The 14,098-nt window shown below is 60.1% G+C and carries 16 protein-coding genes; 5 read left to right on the top strand and 11 right to left on the bottom strand.

Annotated features, from left to right (window positions below; genetic code table 11):
* Positions 1-89 precede the first annotated feature (89 nt).
* Both BLU46_RS29940 and BLU46_RS29935 read left to right on the top strand, forming a co-directional pair.
* On the top strand, positions 90-479 hold the full coding sequence (locus BLU46_RS29940; protein WP_093209121.1) for a DUF2946 domain-containing protein: 390 nt from the start codon (positions 90-92) through the stop codon (positions 477-479).
* Positions 480-574: 95 nt separating this feature from the next.
* A complete protein-coding gene (locus tag BLU46_RS29935; RefSeq protein ID WP_063029383.1) occupies positions 575-2,701 on the top strand; it encodes a TonB-dependent receptor in 2,127 nt (708 codons plus the stop codon).
* Between the two features lie 156 nt (positions 2,702-2,857).
* On the opposite strand, the gene BLU46_RS29930 is transcribed toward BLU46_RS29935, so the two are convergent.
* The 3 genes from BLU46_RS29930 to BLU46_RS29920 form a co-directional block, all read right to left on the bottom strand.
* Positions 2,858-3,871, bottom strand: a complete 1,014-nt coding sequence (locus BLU46_RS29930; protein WP_093209117.1) for an ABC transporter substrate-binding protein — start codon at positions 3,869-3,871, stop codon at positions 2,858-2,860.
* A gap of 121 nt (positions 3,872-3,992) precedes the next feature.
* Complete coding sequence (locus tag BLU46_RS29925) at positions 3,993-4,190, bottom strand: hypothetical protein (RefSeq protein WP_063029380.1); 198 nt, start codon at positions 4,188-4,190, stop codon at positions 3,993-3,995.
* A complete protein-coding gene (locus BLU46_RS29920) occupies positions 4,190-4,639 on the bottom strand; it encodes a hypothetical protein (RefSeq protein ID WP_017479909.1) in 450 nt (149 codons plus the stop codon). Before BLU46_RS29920 ends, BLU46_RS29925 begins: the two co-directional genes overlap by 1 nt.
* A gap of 414 nt (positions 4,640-5,053) precedes the next feature.
* Between BLU46_RS29920 and BLU46_RS29915 the strand changes: the two genes are divergently transcribed.
* From BLU46_RS29915 to BLU46_RS29905, 3 genes are all read left to right on the top strand, one after another.
* Complete coding sequence (locus BLU46_RS29915; RefSeq protein ID WP_063029378.1) at positions 5,054-5,308, top strand: hypothetical protein; 255 nt, start codon at positions 5,054-5,056, stop codon at positions 5,306-5,308.
* 143 nt (positions 5,309-5,451) lie between these two features.
* Positions 5,452-5,682, top strand: coding sequence for a hypothetical protein (locus BLU46_RS29910; protein WP_017479907.1), 231 nt, complete (start codon positions 5,452-5,454; stop codon positions 5,680-5,682).
* 83 nt (positions 5,683-5,765) lie between these two features.
* Positions 5,766-6,002, top strand: coding sequence for a DUF2789 domain-containing protein (locus tag BLU46_RS29905; protein ID WP_017479906.1), 237 nt, complete (start codon positions 5,766-5,768; stop codon positions 6,000-6,002).
* 4 nt (positions 6,003-6,006) lie between these two features.
* Here the strand turns inward: BLU46_RS29905 and BLU46_RS29900 are convergent, their stop codons facing one another.
* The 8 genes from BLU46_RS29900 to BLU46_RS29865 all read right to left on the bottom strand — a co-directional run bounded on the left by BLU46_RS29900 (position 6,007) and on the right by BLU46_RS29865 (position 13,993).
* Entirely contained in the window at positions 6,007-6,210 is a 204-nt protein-coding gene (locus BLU46_RS29900; protein ID WP_003214710.1) for a hypothetical protein, read from the bottom strand.
* A gap of 125 nt (positions 6,211-6,335) precedes the next feature.
* Positions 6,336-7,556 carry a methyl-accepting chemotaxis protein gene (locus BLU46_RS29895; RefSeq protein WP_373568928.1) on the bottom strand — a complete coding sequence of 407 codons (1,221 nt, stop codon included), beginning with the start codon at positions 7,554-7,556 and terminating at the stop codon, positions 6,336-6,338.
* 547 nt (positions 7,557-8,103) lie between these two features.
* On the bottom strand, positions 8,104-8,508 hold the full coding sequence (locus BLU46_RS29890) for a TraR/DksA family transcriptional regulator (protein ID WP_003214706.1): 405 nt from the start codon (positions 8,506-8,508) through the stop codon (positions 8,104-8,106).
* A gap of 421 nt (positions 8,509-8,929) precedes the next feature.
* Entirely contained in the window at positions 8,930-9,967 is a 1,038-nt protein-coding gene (locus BLU46_RS29885) for an ABC transporter permease (protein WP_003214704.1), read from the bottom strand.
* A 60-nt stretch (positions 9,968-10,027) separates the two neighbouring features.
* Entirely contained in the window at positions 10,028-11,587 is a 1,560-nt protein-coding gene (locus BLU46_RS29880) for a sugar ABC transporter ATP-binding protein (protein ID WP_093209108.1), read from the bottom strand.
* A 63-nt stretch (positions 11,588-11,650) separates the two neighbouring features.
* Positions 11,651-12,586, bottom strand: a complete 936-nt coding sequence (locus BLU46_RS29875; RefSeq protein ID WP_010173158.1) for a sugar ABC transporter substrate-binding protein — start codon at positions 12,584-12,586, stop codon at positions 11,651-11,653.
* A 48-nt stretch (positions 12,587-12,634) separates the two neighbouring features.
* Positions 12,635-12,814: a hypothetical protein gene (locus tag BLU46_RS29870; protein ID WP_093209105.1), complete on the bottom strand. Its 180-nt coding sequence runs from the start codon at positions 12,812-12,814 to the stop codon at positions 12,635-12,637.
* A 138-nt stretch (positions 12,815-12,952) separates the two neighbouring features.
* On the bottom strand, positions 12,953-13,993 hold the full coding sequence (locus tag BLU46_RS29865) for a Gfo/Idh/MocA family protein (RefSeq protein WP_093209101.1): 1,041 nt from the start codon (positions 13,991-13,993) through the stop codon (positions 12,953-12,955).
* Between the last annotated feature and the right edge of the window lie 105 nt (positions 13,994-14,098).

Here is a 14,098-nt window from a genome sequence, read left to right as displayed (position 1 = left end):
GGATATCCTTCGAAAAGTCCGGAAGAGGATAGCCCTCTTGAGATTTTTTGCAGGCAATTCGTCGGCGGCTGATGATAAAGTGCCGCCCCATGAAACTCGCCCGTACCGACTGCTCGCTCATTGCCTGGATGCTCTACTGCTGCGTCCTGTTCAATGTGTTCGCCTGCAGCATTGGTCATGGGCAAATGGTCGGGATGCAGCTCAATGGCATCGGCGGCCAGTTCTGTACGGTGGACCCGCGCACCCAGGCCCCGGCGCCTTACAAGTCCACCGATGAATCCCTGCCCACGCTCTCGAAGGCCTTCGGTTGCCCGCTGTGCTCCACCGGCGGCATGGGCCCGGCGCTCAACTCCAGCCTCAATGTGGCGGTGCTGCCGCAACCCCATGCGCCGCCGCCGGCCATCGTTGCCAGCGCTGACGTTCCTGCCCGCTTCACCTGGCCTGCGGCTAATCCGCGCGCCCCGCCCGCCCTCGCCTGATACCTGCGCTTTTTTGATTGGCCCATGCGGCTGCCTCCAGCGGGAGTGCGGACGGCTGTGGGTTGTTTTCAAGCCATGTTTTTCAGGATTCAACCATGAAACATTTACCCCTTCTGGCGGGCCTGTTCGGCTGCCTGCCTGTCAGCACCTGGGCGATTGAGCTGGCACCGACCACCATTGATGGCGAGCAACCCGGCGATGCCGGCCTGGCCCTGGATCAGTCCAGCGGCATGGCCTCGCGCCTGGGGCTGAGCGTGCGGGAAACTCCGGCGTCCATCAGCATTGCCAATCGCAATGACATCGAGCGCCGAGGCGCCAAGACGTTTCAGGACGCGGCCAATACCCTGCCCGGGGTCAACGCCAGCGCGCCGCCGGGGTTTGGCGGTTTTATCTCTTATCGGGGTTTCACCAGCAGCCAGATTACCCAGATGTTCAATGGCGTCGCGGTGTCCGGCGGCCTGGCTCGCCCGGTGGATGCGTGGATTTATGACCGGGTCGAATTGGTCGGTGGCCCCTCTTCGCTGATCAACGGTGCCGGTTCCGTCGGTGGTTCACTGAACTACGTGACCAAGCTGGCCACCCGTGAGGAACAAGCCGCCGAAGGGCAACTGACGTATGGCAGCTACGACACCGCCGGGATGGCCTTCGGCCTGAACCACGCCCTGACCGAGCCGGGCGCCGACGTCCAGCATTACGCGCGCCTGGACGTGAGCCGCAACACCAACCACACCTATATCGATCGCCAACAGCGCGATGCCTGGAGCGTGGCGTTTTCCCTGCTGAGTGACTTCACCCCGAACCTGTCCCACACCCTGGCCCTGGAATACCAGGACGAACACGAAGACAGCCCCTACTGGGGCACGCCGGTGCTCAACCCGAAGTCCGGCGAGTTGAAGATCGACAAGCACAACCGCTTCAACAACTACAACGTGGCCGACGGCCGTTATGAGCAACGCACAATCTGGGTGCGCTCGATCATCGACTACCGGATCAACGACAGCACCACCCTGAAAAACACCCTCTATCACCTCGACAGCCAGCGCGACTATCGCAACCTGGAAACCTACCAGTACAACGCCGATAACAGCGCGGTGAATCGCTCGACGGCCTATCAGGTGCGACATCAGGGTGAGCAGAACGGCAACCAGTTCGAGCTGCGCCATGACGACACGTTCTTCGGCTTGAGCACGACCTGGTCGGGCGGCTTTGAGTACAAGGTCAACAGCACCACCAACAACCCGTTGAACGTATCCGCCAAAAACACGGTGGATCCGAACAACTACGATCCAGGGCATTTCTATGATCTTCCCGGCACCAAGCCCGGCTTCGACCCGGACAAGACCAACGCCGTCACCACCAAGGCGTTGTTCGTCGAAAACCGCCTGGGCCTGACCGACAAACTGTCGCTGCTCACGGGCCTGCGCTACGACGCGATTGACCTTGAAGTCACCAACCACCGGGACATCACTGCCAGCAATCCCCGGCACGTCAAGCGCAGCTGGGAGCCGGTGACCGGGCGCATCGGCCTGACGTATCAGTTCATTCCACAAGCCAATGTCTACGTGCAATACAGCACCGCCGCCGAACAGCCGAGCAGCACCACCCAGGTGTTCGACGTGTCCACCGGCAAACAGTGGGAAGTGGGCAGCAAGTTCGACTACCTCGACGGTCGCGGTTCGGCCACCGTCGCTGCCTACAGGATCGAACGGAAGGACTTCGCCGTCACCGACCCGCAGGACCCGACCAACAGCATTCCGGTGGGCGCGCAGACGTCCAAGGGTATCGAACTGGCCAATTCGTTGCGGGTCACGCCCAAGCTATTGCTGGAGGGCAACTACGCCTGGGTCGATGCCGAGTACGAGGACTTCAACGAGAAAACTGCCAGCGGCGCCGTGGTGTCGCGCAAGGGCAACACGCCGACCAATGTGCCCAGGCAAGTGGGTAATTTGTGGCTGACTTATGACTTTGCGGAGGATTGGCAAGGGGGTGTGGATGCACGGTATGTGGCGTCAGTGTACGCCGACAATGCCAACACCCTGACGGTGCCGGCGTATACCTTGTTTGGGACGTTTTTGACCTACAAGGTGGATCAGCACACCTCCGTGACGGGTCGGGTGCGCAACCTGACCAATGAGGTGTATGCCGAGTTTGCCCATGTGTCGCCGGCGTATTACCTCGGGTCGCCGAGGACGTTTGAGCTGGCGGTGCAGACGAAGTTCTAAAGCCCGGCAAGTTCCAAGGCAAGAATGAGATCAGTGTGGGAGCGGGCTTGCTCGCGAATGCGGTGTGCCAGTCACTGCATCTGGCGACTGACACACCGCGCTCGCGAGCAAGCCCGCTCCCACATTTTTGATCTCAATCGGGCTGTTATATCGGTGTTACTTCAGGCTGGCTTCGACCTTCTGGGCCACATCCTCAGTCAGCCACGCCTTCCAGACTTCCGGATGATCCTTGAGAAACGCCTGGGCAACTTCACGTGGCTGGCTGTGCTTCTCGCTCATCTCGGCCAGCGCCTTGTTCAACGGTTCGATCGGAAAGTCGACCTTGGCGAAGAACTCGGCGATCTGCGGATGCTCTTTCTGGAACGGTGTGGACACACCAATGCTCAGTTTGGAAGCCAGGGAACGTGTAGGTTTCGGGTCAGGATTGTCTGCATCGGTCAGCGTCTTCCACGCCTCGGCATCAAATGGCGGCTCTTCCAGCTGGATCAGTTTGTAGCGCCCCATCAGCGGCGTAGGTGACCAGTAATAGAACAGCACCGGTTTGCCCCGGCGGATCGACGAGGCAATCTCGGCGTCCAGCGCGGCACCCGAGCCACTGCGGAAATTCACGTAGCTGTCATCAAGCCCGTAGGCCTTGAGCTTTTGTTTGTTGACCACTTCCGAGGTCCAGCCAATCGGGCTGTTGAGGAAACGGCCCTTGCTCGGCGCTTCCGGGTCCTTGAACACGTCCTTGTAACGCGCCAGGTCCTTCACGCTGCGCAGTTCCGGCGCCAGGGGCTTGATGCCTTTGGCAGGGTCGCCCTTGACCACGTACTCCGGCACCCACCAGCCTTCGGTGGCGCCCTTGACGATATCCCCAAGGCCCACCACTTTGCCTTCAGCCTCGGCCTTGACCCACACCGGGCTGCGGCCGGCCCATTCTTCGCCGATCACCTGGATGTCGTTTTTCGCCAGGGCGGTTTCCAGGGTAATGGTGGTGCCGGGCAAGGTGTCGGTGGGCAGGTCATAGCCTTTTTCGACAATCACCCGCAGCACCTCGGTGATCAGGCTGCCACTTTCCCAGTTCAGGTCTGCAAAATGAATCGGCGCCTGGGCGGCCGAGACCGGCAGCGACGCCGACAGACTCAGGGTCGTCAGCGAGGCCGCCAACAGCGCTCGAATTCCTTTCATGCTTTGCACCTCATGCCTACAGCCATAGCGAATGGCTTTGCTGTTACACCGCGAAGCCTCTGAATACTTAAGTCAACTCAACTGTAGTAGAGGTTCCGGCAAACATGGCATGTCGCAGCTTTTACGGCGGATTGTTCAGCCGCTGCAACTCACGGCGCACCATGCTGGCGAATTCGGCGGGCTTGAGTTCATACAACTGGCCGGCGACCCAGTTCAACCAGGCGCCCTGCAACTCGGACTTGCGGGCAAACAATTGAGCCGCCCTGGCTTGCGCATCGAGCAGGTGCTGCTCGTGGAACTGCGCCCTACCCTGGCTCATTACTCGCTGGCCTTGAAGGTCACGAGTTCACCCTTGCGCCATTTGGCGGCCTTGCCGGTGACGGCCTTCAGGGTTTTGGTCAAGCCTTCTACCAGTTGCTCATTGGCGGCGAACACCAACATCACACTGTGGCCTTCCTTGAACACGATGCCCTGGCCTTCGGTCGAGGACACAAAGGCGTAATCGCCCAGGCCATACACCGTCAACTTGATATCGCGAAACTTCAGCTCGAACTTGCCGCCTTCGCGACTGGGCAATACAGCCGCCCGGAAATGATCACCGACCTTGAGTTCCAGGCGTGGCTTGTCGTCCACCACCAGCGCCGATTCGGTATCGATCTCGGCGATGTAGATACCTTCAGGTGTCTGCTCAGTGATGTAGACGAAACGGGATTGAAACTGCTTGACCAACTTTGCGCGCAAATCACCCAGCACGAATAACGCGTGCATATCCAGATTACTGACTGCCAAGGAAACGCCCCCACATCAAAAGGGTGCTGTCCGCCCAAGCGGGCAACACAAAAAAACGGCCGAAACGGCACGATCACACAACACATCCACTGAAAAAAACTGAAGAAGATCACGCTGCCAAGCCATAAGACTAGTACAGGCGTGCCCGACGCACCTTACGCAGGTCGCCAGGCGTTGCAGGAAATCACAGGTTTAACGACCAGAGAACACTGGCCGACCCACTTCAGACAATAACCTTTTAAAAATGCAGTTTTCCGACATCCAACACAGAAACTAATGCCTTGGATGGAACCGGACGCCGGTTGCTGACGACAATACTAAAACAGCACCACGGGTCAAAACCACCCGAAATACTGCAAACGGGTCCGCAACTTCAATCGACAGGAGCTGATTATGCAACGACCTCAACCGATTGCCACACCCTCGAACACGGGCTCATCTTTTCTGGATGACGGCCAATTCTACTCCCTAAGCGCCCACGACGGTGGCCTGCATTCGGCGCTCTATCGGGTGTTGCCCGCCGGCAGGAACTTCTTCCATATTCTTGAAGTGCCCAGCGGGCGCGTCAAAGGCTTTCGCAGTGGCCATAGCGAGGCTTGCGAACTGGCCAGGCAATTGGAAGCCATCCTCTGCGCCACCCAAGGCTGAACGCCTGGGTTGTCGTTTCGTCATCTGGTTGACTTTACTGCGCCGCCAGCGCGTAACAACTGCCATACTGGTCCGTCCATTGAGATTTGTCCCCTTGCGGTTCAGGTTTCATCAGCGCAATCACCTCCAAGGGAAGGCTATACGTGACGGAATTTGATATTGGCGAATTTTTCATCCATGGCGAAGCCAGGGAAGTAGACGGTGAGTTCCAGGCCGTGATTGTGATGCGGGCCAAGGCTCCCCTGACCACCGTAACGACCCACCAGGTAGAAAAGGACCGCTGGTTCAAAACCGTAGACGCTGCCCACACCGCTGCCAAGGATGCCGCCAAAGCCCTTAAGGCCGCCGTCGATTCAGGCGCGCTGACTTCCTGATTACCCGGCGCGAAAATCCGATCGAACTCTGCCCCGCCACAACCCTCCCATGCATACGATGATCAGCCCGCATGGAGAACGATATGGAAGCGCCGACTTACACCCTCGAAGACCTGTTTGAACAACTTGGACTGGAATCGTCCCCCGAGGCGATTGACGCCTTTATCGGCGAACACACCCTGCCCAATGACGTAAAGCTGATTGACGCGGATTTCTGGTCACCGCAACAAGCCCAATTTCTCAAAGATGAACTGCGTGAAGACGCAGTCTGGGCAATTGCGGTCGATGAGTTGAACCAGCGCCTGCACCAGCCACGCTGACCTTTCAATGCAGGCTGTCTGACTGCTCCAGGTGCAACAGCGCCTCCCAGGCAGCCCTGCACTCTTCGGCTTCATCGCGGCTGGCAAATGCCGTGCCGCGCTGCTCACCGTTAAGCAACACCACCCAACAGGCCTTCTGCCCCAACGCACGCAGGGTGGGCGGTACGCCACTGCCAATCATCACAGCCACATCGACTTTGGTTTGCATGGAACGCCTCCAGAGAATTAGTTAGCTGGCTAACAATGTTCGCCATGCTACGGTTTTCCTCCAGTTGGAAAAAGCTATCCCCGGAATAGCTCCCTTGCATAACCTGCAACAATCGCCTCGCTGAGTCAGCGCCCCTCGGGTTTATAGCCCAGGCGCAAGCCGCCCCAGTGCCGGCCATTGACCGTGATCGGCACCGACAAGTCGTGCATCAACTCACCGGTATCGCGGGTGTAGGTCTGCAACAACACTGCCTGCTGGTGGCTGCCGCAGCGGATCCCGGTGCGATCTTCAAACTTGCGCTTGGTGCGGTTCTGTACCGCGTCCACCTGGGCATCGCCGGTCAACGTTTGGGAAAACACCTTGTTGTGGGTCGGCACATAACCCTGTGGCGTGCAGGCAATCGCGAACACCAGTCCTTCATGCCGAAGCAACAAGGCTTCCTGGATCGCCGGCAGTACCTGGTCGGTGTAGCCATCAAAGCGCGTGTGGTACTTGCTGGGTTGAGTATTGGGAATGGGGGTGTAGTGGCGGTCGAACAGGTCATCGAGGCTGATGCGGTTTTGCAGGACGTCCGCTTCAAACTGCGCGGCGATCCGGCTCGCCCCTTCGCGGGCGAGGTCATAGATACGCTGGTGATAGTCGTCCAGGCCGACCTCGGCGAGGCGCTCGCTGATGGTTTCGGCCTGCCCTTCCATTTGTACGGCGGCAGCGGCCAACTGTTGGGTTTGCTGGTCGCTGACGGTCAAGTCGCTACGCATCTGCTCCACCGCATGGAACAGGCTGTCGAGTTGGTCGCGGTTAGTGTCCGTGCCTTGGGCGATCTCGTTGACCTGGCCCTCCACGTTCGCCGCCAGGGTGGCGATGCTGTCCAGTTGCTCCCCGGCGTGCTCTACCTGTTCGACACCGGATTGCAGATCCGCCGACAACTGCCGGATCTGCTCCACCACCTGGGCGGTGCGCTGCTGGATATCCGCCACCATCACCCCGACTTCATCGGTCGCCGTGGCGGTTCGCCCGGCCAGGCCACGCACTTCGTCGGCGACGACCGCAAACCCACGACCATGTTCACCGGCCCGCGCGGCTTCAATCGCCGCGTTCAAGGCCAACAGGTTGGTCTGGCTGGCAATCGACTGAATCACCAGGGTGACACGCTGGATTTCTTCGCTGCGCTGGCTCAAGGCCTCGATCAATTGGCGACTGTCATTGGCGCGCTGGCTGAGCTGGTGCATGCGGGTGATGGATTGCGCCAGTACCTCACGCCCTTCGGTACTGCGTTGATGAGCCTGGCTGGCAGCGCCGAGGGCCTGGCGGCTCAGCTCCGAGGTGATTTTCTCGGTGCCGATCATCACTTCGGCACTGCTGACGATCTGCTTCGCCGCGCCTAATTGTGATTGCAGCCTGGCCGCCAGTTGCTTGACCGAATAGGCCACGCCGGCAGCAGACAATGCGTTATGGCTGGTGGTGTAGGACAGGTCGCGGGTCAGCTCGCCGATCGCATCGGTGGCTTCGGAAGGTGCGGCGCTGGGGGTGCGATGTGTCAGGCGGGGTAGCCAGATCAGTAGCAGGGCGACCGGCAGGCACAGGTAAATCGACAGTTGGGCGAACGCCAGGCCCAGCAGCAACAGCACCAGGGCGGTACTTTGCAGGAGCGGCGTCAACCAGCCGGGCAACTGTCGCGTCACCGGAGGGGGTGACACTGCTGCGCCCATGAGAGATCCGTCTCCAGCCATGTTCGTTACCCCGCTGCTTGTCGTTATTGTGACTGCATTAGACGCCACTACGTAGCCATTATCCATGGGCCTTTAGTGGGGGGCTTGCAGCAGATCAATAAACGGGGGGAACCAGCTGTTTTCTGCTGGGAACCGGGTAACCCGGCTCCAGCAGTTCACCGCATCAGGCTTGACGCTGGTGCTTGTCGATTTGCTCGTGGCGCTCTTGCGCTTCGATGCAGTACTTGGTGGTCGGGCTGATCAGCAGGCGTTTGAGGCCGATAGGCTCGCCGCTGTCATCGCACCAGCCGAAGGAGTCTTCCTTGATACGGCCCAGGGCCTGCTCAAGTTGCGGCAGCATGCGCTGGTCGCGGTCGATGGCATTCACCAGCCAGGTGCGTTCTTCTTCGACAGACGCGGCATCAGCCGGGTCAGCCGGGGTGTCCAGGCTTTCAATGGCGATGCGGTTCTGCTCGATGCGCTCGTGGTGTTCCACTTTCATGTCTTGCAACAACTTCTCGAAAAAAGCGTGCTGCTCGGCATTCATGTAGTCATCCGCCGGCATGGCCAGCAACTTTTCCTTTGTCATTGATTTCTCTATAAAAAATACGTGCATTAAGGCGAATAAGGGAGCGTTCCGGCCGACCTCTGCAGGTCTCGGAAAGGCGCCGTCCATTTCAAGCGCCACCCGGCACTCAATTTACGAGGGGCGGCAGTCTAAGGCCGACTTGAGGGCTCAGCAACTGAAATGACAGGCATTTTTTCCAAGATAACCCGCAAAGGCACCAGGACGGGCTCGGCGAACGGTCATCGGAGTGCGTTTATAGCAAGAAATTCAGTGTTGTGGAGCTATATAGAAGACAAACGGTTAAACGTTGGTGGCAAAACGCCTATGTGGGAGCCGGGCTTGCCCGCGATGCAAGCGACTCGATCTGACAGATTGACCGAGTTGATGCTATCGCAGGCAAGCCAGCTCCCACATTTTGATCTGTGTAAACCTCAGGACCGCGTTAGCGCTTGAGTTTGCGCTTGTTGCGATACTGGTCGATCACCACCGCCACCACGATGATCAGACCCTTAATGATGTCCTGGATGTACGCATCCACGCCGACGAAGGTAAACCCGCTGGCCATCACCCCGAGGATCAGCGCGCCGATCACGGTGCCGGTGATGCGCCCTACCCCGCCCGCCAGGCTGGTGCCGCCGATCACCGCGGCGGCAATCGCGTCCAGCTCATAGGACATGCCCATGCCCGCCTGCCCGGTGGCTGCCCGTGCCGACGCCACTACACCGGCCAGGCCCGCCAGCAAGCCGGCGATGCTGTAGACGATGATCAGGTGGCGCTTGACGTTGATGCCCGAGGTGCGCGCCGCCTGCATGTTGCCGCCGATGGCGTAGGTGTATTTGCCGTACTTGGTGTAGCGCAGGGCGATATGGAAGATCACCGCCACCACCAGGAAGATCACCACCGGCATCGCGCCGTGGCCGATGGCCGTGTAGGAGTCCGAGAGCATGCTCACCGGCTGGCCTTCGGTGTAGTAACGCGCCAGGCCACGGGCCGAGACCATCATGCCGAGGGTCGCAATAAACGGTGGAATCCCGGTGACCGCAATAATGCTGCCGTTGATGGCCCCCGCCAGCAGCCCCACACCCAGCCCCATCGCCACCGGTATCCACACCGGCAGGTCAGTCAGGGACGGAAACACCGCACGGGAAAAGTCGGAAGTCTGCGCCAGACTGGCGGCGATCATCGCCGACAAGGCCAGCACCGAGCCCGAGGACAAATCAATCCCGGTGGTGATGATCACCTGAGTCACGCCAATTGCCAGCAGGCCGATGATCGACACTTGCAGGATCATCAACACCAGGCGCTGGGAGTTCATCAGGAAGCTCTGATCGCGCACGATCCAGCCGAACAACTCAAACACCAGGCCGATGCCAATCAGCACCAGCAGGATGCTCAGCTCGGTGGGCATGCGTCGACGGTGTTTGACCGGCGCCGCGGCGGGCTTCTTTTCCTCGGGTTTGCTTTCCAGTATCGCGTTCATAACCACTCACCTTTTTTTATCGCGTTGCGCCGGCCACAACGGGCCGGTGCCGTCTGTTCGTTAGTGGACCGCCGTCATACCGGAAGCCAGTTGCATGACTTTTTCCTGGGTCGCGTCGGCGCGGTCCAGGGTGCCCATCAGTTCGCCTTCGTGCATCACCATCACCCGGTCGCTCATGCCCAGCACCTCCGGCAGCTCCGAGGAAATCATGATCACGGCCATGCCTTCGCTGGCCAGGTAGGAAATCAGCCGGTAGATCTCGGCCTTGGCGCCCACGTCGATACCGCGGGTGGGTTCGTCGAGGATCAGCAGCCGTGGGTTGGTCATCAGCCAGCGGGCCAACAGGGCCTTTTGCTGGTTGCCACCGGACAAGGTGTCGATGCACTGCTCCAGGGACGGGGTTTTCACCCGCAGCTTGGTGCACATGTCTTCGCACAGGGCACGCAGGGCTTTTTGCTGGATAAAGCCGTTGCCCGAGTAATGCGGCAGCACGGCCATCTCCATGTTTTCCAGCACCGACAGGCAGGGGAACAGGCCGCTGAGCTTGCGGTCTTCGGTCAGCAGCGCGAAGCCCTTCTCGATGGCCATGTGCGGGTCGGTGATGCGCACGGTCTTGCCGTCCAGCTGGATTTCGCCGCCGGAGCTTGGGGTGATGCCGAAAATGGTTTCCGCCACGTTGGTCCGCCCGGACCCCATCAACCCGGCGATGCCGAGAATCTCCCCGGCGTGCAGGTCAAACGACACGCCCTGGAATACCCCGTCCAGGCGCAGGTCGCGCACCGACAGCAGCAGATCGCCGATGGGCTTGTCCCGCACCGGGAACAGCTGGCTCAGCTCACGCCCCACCATCATCGAGATCAGGCTGTCGCTGTCCATACTGTCGGCCCGCTGCAGGCCGATATAGGCGCCATCGCGGAACACCGCCACTTCATCGGCGATGGCGAACACTTCGTTCATTTTATGGGTGATGTAGATGATGCCTTTGCCCTGGGACTTGAGGTCGGCAATGATCGAAAACAGGTGGGCCACTTCCTTGTCGGTAATGGCCGAGGTCGGTTCATCCATGATCAGGATGTCGGAGTCGTAGGACACGGCCTTGGCAATCTCGACCATCTGCCGCTCGGCGATGCTCAGGTTGCCGACGTGCTCTTCCGGGTCGAGGTTGATCCGCAGCCGCGCCAGCAATTCGGCGGTGCAGCGGTGCATTTCCCGGTGGTTGACCATGTGCAGGCCGTTGAGCTGTTCGCGGCCGATCCAGATATTCTCGGCGATGCTCATGTGGGGCATCAGGTTGAGTTCCTGGTGGATCATCGCGATCCCGGCCTTCTGCGCCGCCAACGGTGTTTCGAATTTGATCGGCTTGCCACGCAAGCGGATTTCACCGGCGTCGGGCTGATAGATGCCGGCGATGATCTTCATCAGCGTCGACTTGCCCGCACCGTTCTCGCCCATCAGCGCCAGCACCGAGCCGGGGCGCACCCGCAGCTGCACATCGGCCAGGGCCACGACGCCGGGAAAGCCTTTGCTGATATTGGAAATCTCCAGCAGGTAGGGCTCGATCAGCCCGTCGGGCTGAGGGCCCGGCAGCGGGGCTTGCGAAGCAGTCGCTTGAGCAAACATATCGGGTACTCCGTCAGCAGGGCCGCCGTGGCTGCCCTGCCGGTTTATTGTTGTTATTAAGGGCTACTTGAAGTCTTTGACGTTGTCCGGGGTGATCAGCTTGAACGGGATCACCACGTTCTGCTCGACCGGCTCGTGCCTGGCCATCTTGCGCGCCGCTTCCACCGAACCTACGGCCTGGCCGTTGGCGTCCTGGAAGGCCGACGCGGCCATGTCGCCCTTGGTAATCGCGTTCAAACCGTCCGGCGTGCCATCCACCCCGGCGATCAACACGGTGCCCGGCTTGGTGCCCGCCGACTTCAACGCCATGGACGCACCGATGGCCATCTCGTCGTTGTTGGCCAGCACCGCGTTGAATTCACGGCCCTGGGTCAACCAGTCGTTGACCAGGGTCATGCCCTTGTCACGCAGCCAGATGCCGGTCTGTTCCTGCTCGATCTTGATGTCCGGGTATTTGGCCAGAACTTCCTTAACACCCTTGGTGCGGTTGGTGGTGGAGTTGTTCGCCAGGTCACCCAACAGGATCACGATCTTGCCCTTGCCGCCGAGCTTTTCGGCGATGTACTGCATTTGCAGGCGACCCGCCTCGACGTCATTGGAGGTCACGGCCACGATGCCTTTGGGCAGATCCGTCTGGTCGGGACGACGGTTGACGTACACCAGCGGAATGCCCGCTGCGAGGGCCGCTTTACTGATATTGGCGGTAGACGCCGTGTCGACCGGGTTGACGATGATGGCGTCGACTTTCTGGCTGATAAAGTTCTCGACCTGGCTCAGCTGCTTGACCACGTCGGCGCGGGCGTCTTCGAACTGCAGCTGCACGCCGTCACCCTTTGGGTAGGACTTGGCTTGCTTGTCCATGTCCTCACGCAGGTAAGTCAGGAAGGTGTCATCGAACGCCGACATGCTCACGCCCACCTTGATATCGGCTGCCGTGGCGAAACCACTGGCGAGCATCATGGACAGGGCCAGCGCGGTAAAACGGATCGGGGTCTTCATGAACGGTCTGTCTCCAATTTCTTGTTGGTTTTGTGGACGTTGCGTTTTTCAGAGCGAAGCGGTCGGCAGTCGAATGATCGGCGCCCCCGGAATGCAGCACACCAGGGAGCCCTTGCTTTCGACGCACAGGACATTCAGGAGGGAGAAGTAAAACGGCCGGGCGCGGGGCAGACCGCGAGGCTTGAGGGCAGGACGTAAAACTCGCAGTACAGCGTTGAAGATTTTCATCTGACGGTACCTGGTTGTTTTGATCTTGTTTTTGTCGAGTCGCCCGAATCGAGTCCGAACGTACTTTATGCAACCTGGAAATGACTTTATTGGAAAATAATTTCCATATCAACCTGTTTTAGAATTTTATTCTATTTTTCATCTGTGCGGCTCCACAGCCGCCATTTCCACCACCTGCTGACGCTCGGCACTCAGGCGTGCCGCGTCCAGTACACGGGTGGTTGCCAAGGCATCCAGGACGTTCACCGGCAACTCGCCATGGCCTTCCACGGCGCTTTGCAGCTGACTGTAGAACTGATTCCAACGGCCCTTTTCCGACGGCACCCGCTCACGATCCGGACCTTGCTCGAACCAGCCCCAGCGTCGGTGCTCTTCGGCGCCCCAGTGCTCGCCTTCGGTTTTCGGGGTCTTGCCGGCCAGCAGCGCGTCTTCCTGACCGTCCAGCCCTTCGACGGTGTAACAACCGGCGGTGCCATTTACCCGAAAACGCGGGGCCTGGCTGTTTTGCAGGGCGCTGCCCCACAGGTGCGAAATCACCCCGTTGGCGTGGGTCAGCGATACAAAGAAGCCGTGATCCACGTTGGGCTCATCGGCGGTGTAGTGCAACTGGGCGAAGACCCGCTCCACCGGGCCGAACAGCTGCATGGCCTGGTCCACCAGATGGCTGCCCAGGTCCCGCAGGAAACCGCCGCCGCTGGCATTGCCCACGGAGTCTGGGTTGTAGCGCTCCACCCGGGATTCAAAGCGGGTAATGGTGCCCAGGGCGCCGGCATCGATCAGCTTGCGCAGGGTCAGGAAATCCGAATCCCAGCGCCGGTTCTGATAGACGCTGAGCAGCACGCCCTGGCGCTCGGCGGCGGTAATCAAGGCCTGGGCCTGTTCGGCGTTGCTGGCGAAGGGTTTGTCGCTGACCACCGCCACCCCGTGCTCGATGGCCTCCAGCACCAGGGCCGGACGGCCCTTGAGGGTGGTGGAGATCACCAGCACGTCGACACCGGCCTCGGTGATCTGCCCGATACTGTCGAAGGCTTTCACACCGGGGTGATCCGTCGCCAGTTGCTGGCGACGTTCGGGTGACCGCGTCACCACGCCGACAAAGGTCGCCCCTGGCAGGCTGGCTATCAGGGGTGCATGAAATACACGGCCGCCTTTGCCGTATCCAACCAGTCCGATTCGCATGGGTCGATTCCTTGATCGTTCCCACGCTCTGCGTGGGAATGTAGCCCGTGACGCTCTGCGTCACATTAAGAGCGGACGCGGAGCGTCCAGCGAGGCGTTCCCACG

The sequence above is a fragment of the Pseudomonas yamanorum genome, from assembly GCF_900105735.1.
Classification (GTDB): domain Bacteria; phylum Pseudomonadota; class Gammaproteobacteria; order Pseudomonadales; family Pseudomonadaceae; genus Aquipseudomonas; species Aquipseudomonas yamanorum.
The sequence above is the reverse complement of the archived record's forward strand: the minus strand, read 5'-3'. Positions and strand labels throughout refer to the sequence as shown.

Coding starts and splice junctions, on each gene's coding strand:
- BLU46_RS29940 (WP_093209121.1), top strand. CDS start 90: ATGAAACTCGCCCGTACCGACTGCTCGCTCATTGCCTGGATGCTCTAC.
- BLU46_RS29935 (WP_063029383.1), top strand. CDS start 575: ATGAAACATTTACCCCTTCTGGCGGGCCTGTTCGGCTGCCTGCCTGTC.
- BLU46_RS29930 (WP_093209117.1), bottom strand. CDS start 3,871: ATGAAAGGAATTCGAGCGCTGTTGGCGGCCTCGCTGACGACCCTGAGT.
- BLU46_RS29925 (WP_063029380.1), bottom strand. CDS start 4,190: ATGAGCCAGGGTAGGGCGCAGTTCCACGAGCAGCACCTGCTCGATGCG.
- BLU46_RS29920 (WP_017479909.1), bottom strand. CDS start 4,639: ATGCACGCGTTATTCGTGCTGGGTGATTTGCGCGCAAAGTTGGTCAAG.
- BLU46_RS29915 (WP_063029378.1), top strand. CDS start 5,054: ATGCAACGACCTCAACCGATTGCCACACCCTCGAACACGGGCTCATCT.
- BLU46_RS29905 (WP_017479906.1), top strand. CDS start 5,766: ATGGAAGCGCCGACTTACACCCTCGAAGACCTGTTTGAACAACTTGGA.
- BLU46_RS29900 (WP_003214710.1), bottom strand. CDS start 6,210: ATGCAAACCAAAGTCGATGTGGCTGTGATGATTGGCAGTGGCGTACCG.
- BLU46_RS29895 (WP_373568928.1), bottom strand. CDS start 7,556: ATGATCGGCACCGAGAAAATCACCTCGGAGCTGAGCCGCCAGGCCCTC.
- BLU46_RS29890 (WP_003214706.1), bottom strand. CDS start 8,508: ATGACAAAGGAAAAGTTGCTGGCCATGCCGGCGGATGACTACATGAAT.
- BLU46_RS29885 (WP_003214704.1), bottom strand. CDS start 9,967: ATGAACGCGATACTGGAAAGCAAACCCGAGGAAAAGAAGCCCGCCGCG.
- BLU46_RS29880 (WP_093209108.1), bottom strand. CDS start 11,587: ATGTTTGCTCAAGCGACTGCTTCGCAAGCCCCGCTGCCGGGCCCTCAG.
- BLU46_RS29875 (WP_010173158.1), bottom strand. CDS start 12,586: ATGAAGACCCCGATCCGTTTTACCGCGCTGGCCCTGTCCATGATGCTC.
- BLU46_RS29870 (WP_093209105.1), bottom strand. CDS start 12,814: ATGAAAATCTTCAACGCTGTACTGCGAGTTTTACGTCCTGCCCTCAAG.
- BLU46_RS29865 (WP_093209101.1), bottom strand. CDS start 13,993: ATGCGAATCGGACTGGTTGGATACGGCAAAGGCGGCCGTGTATTTCAT.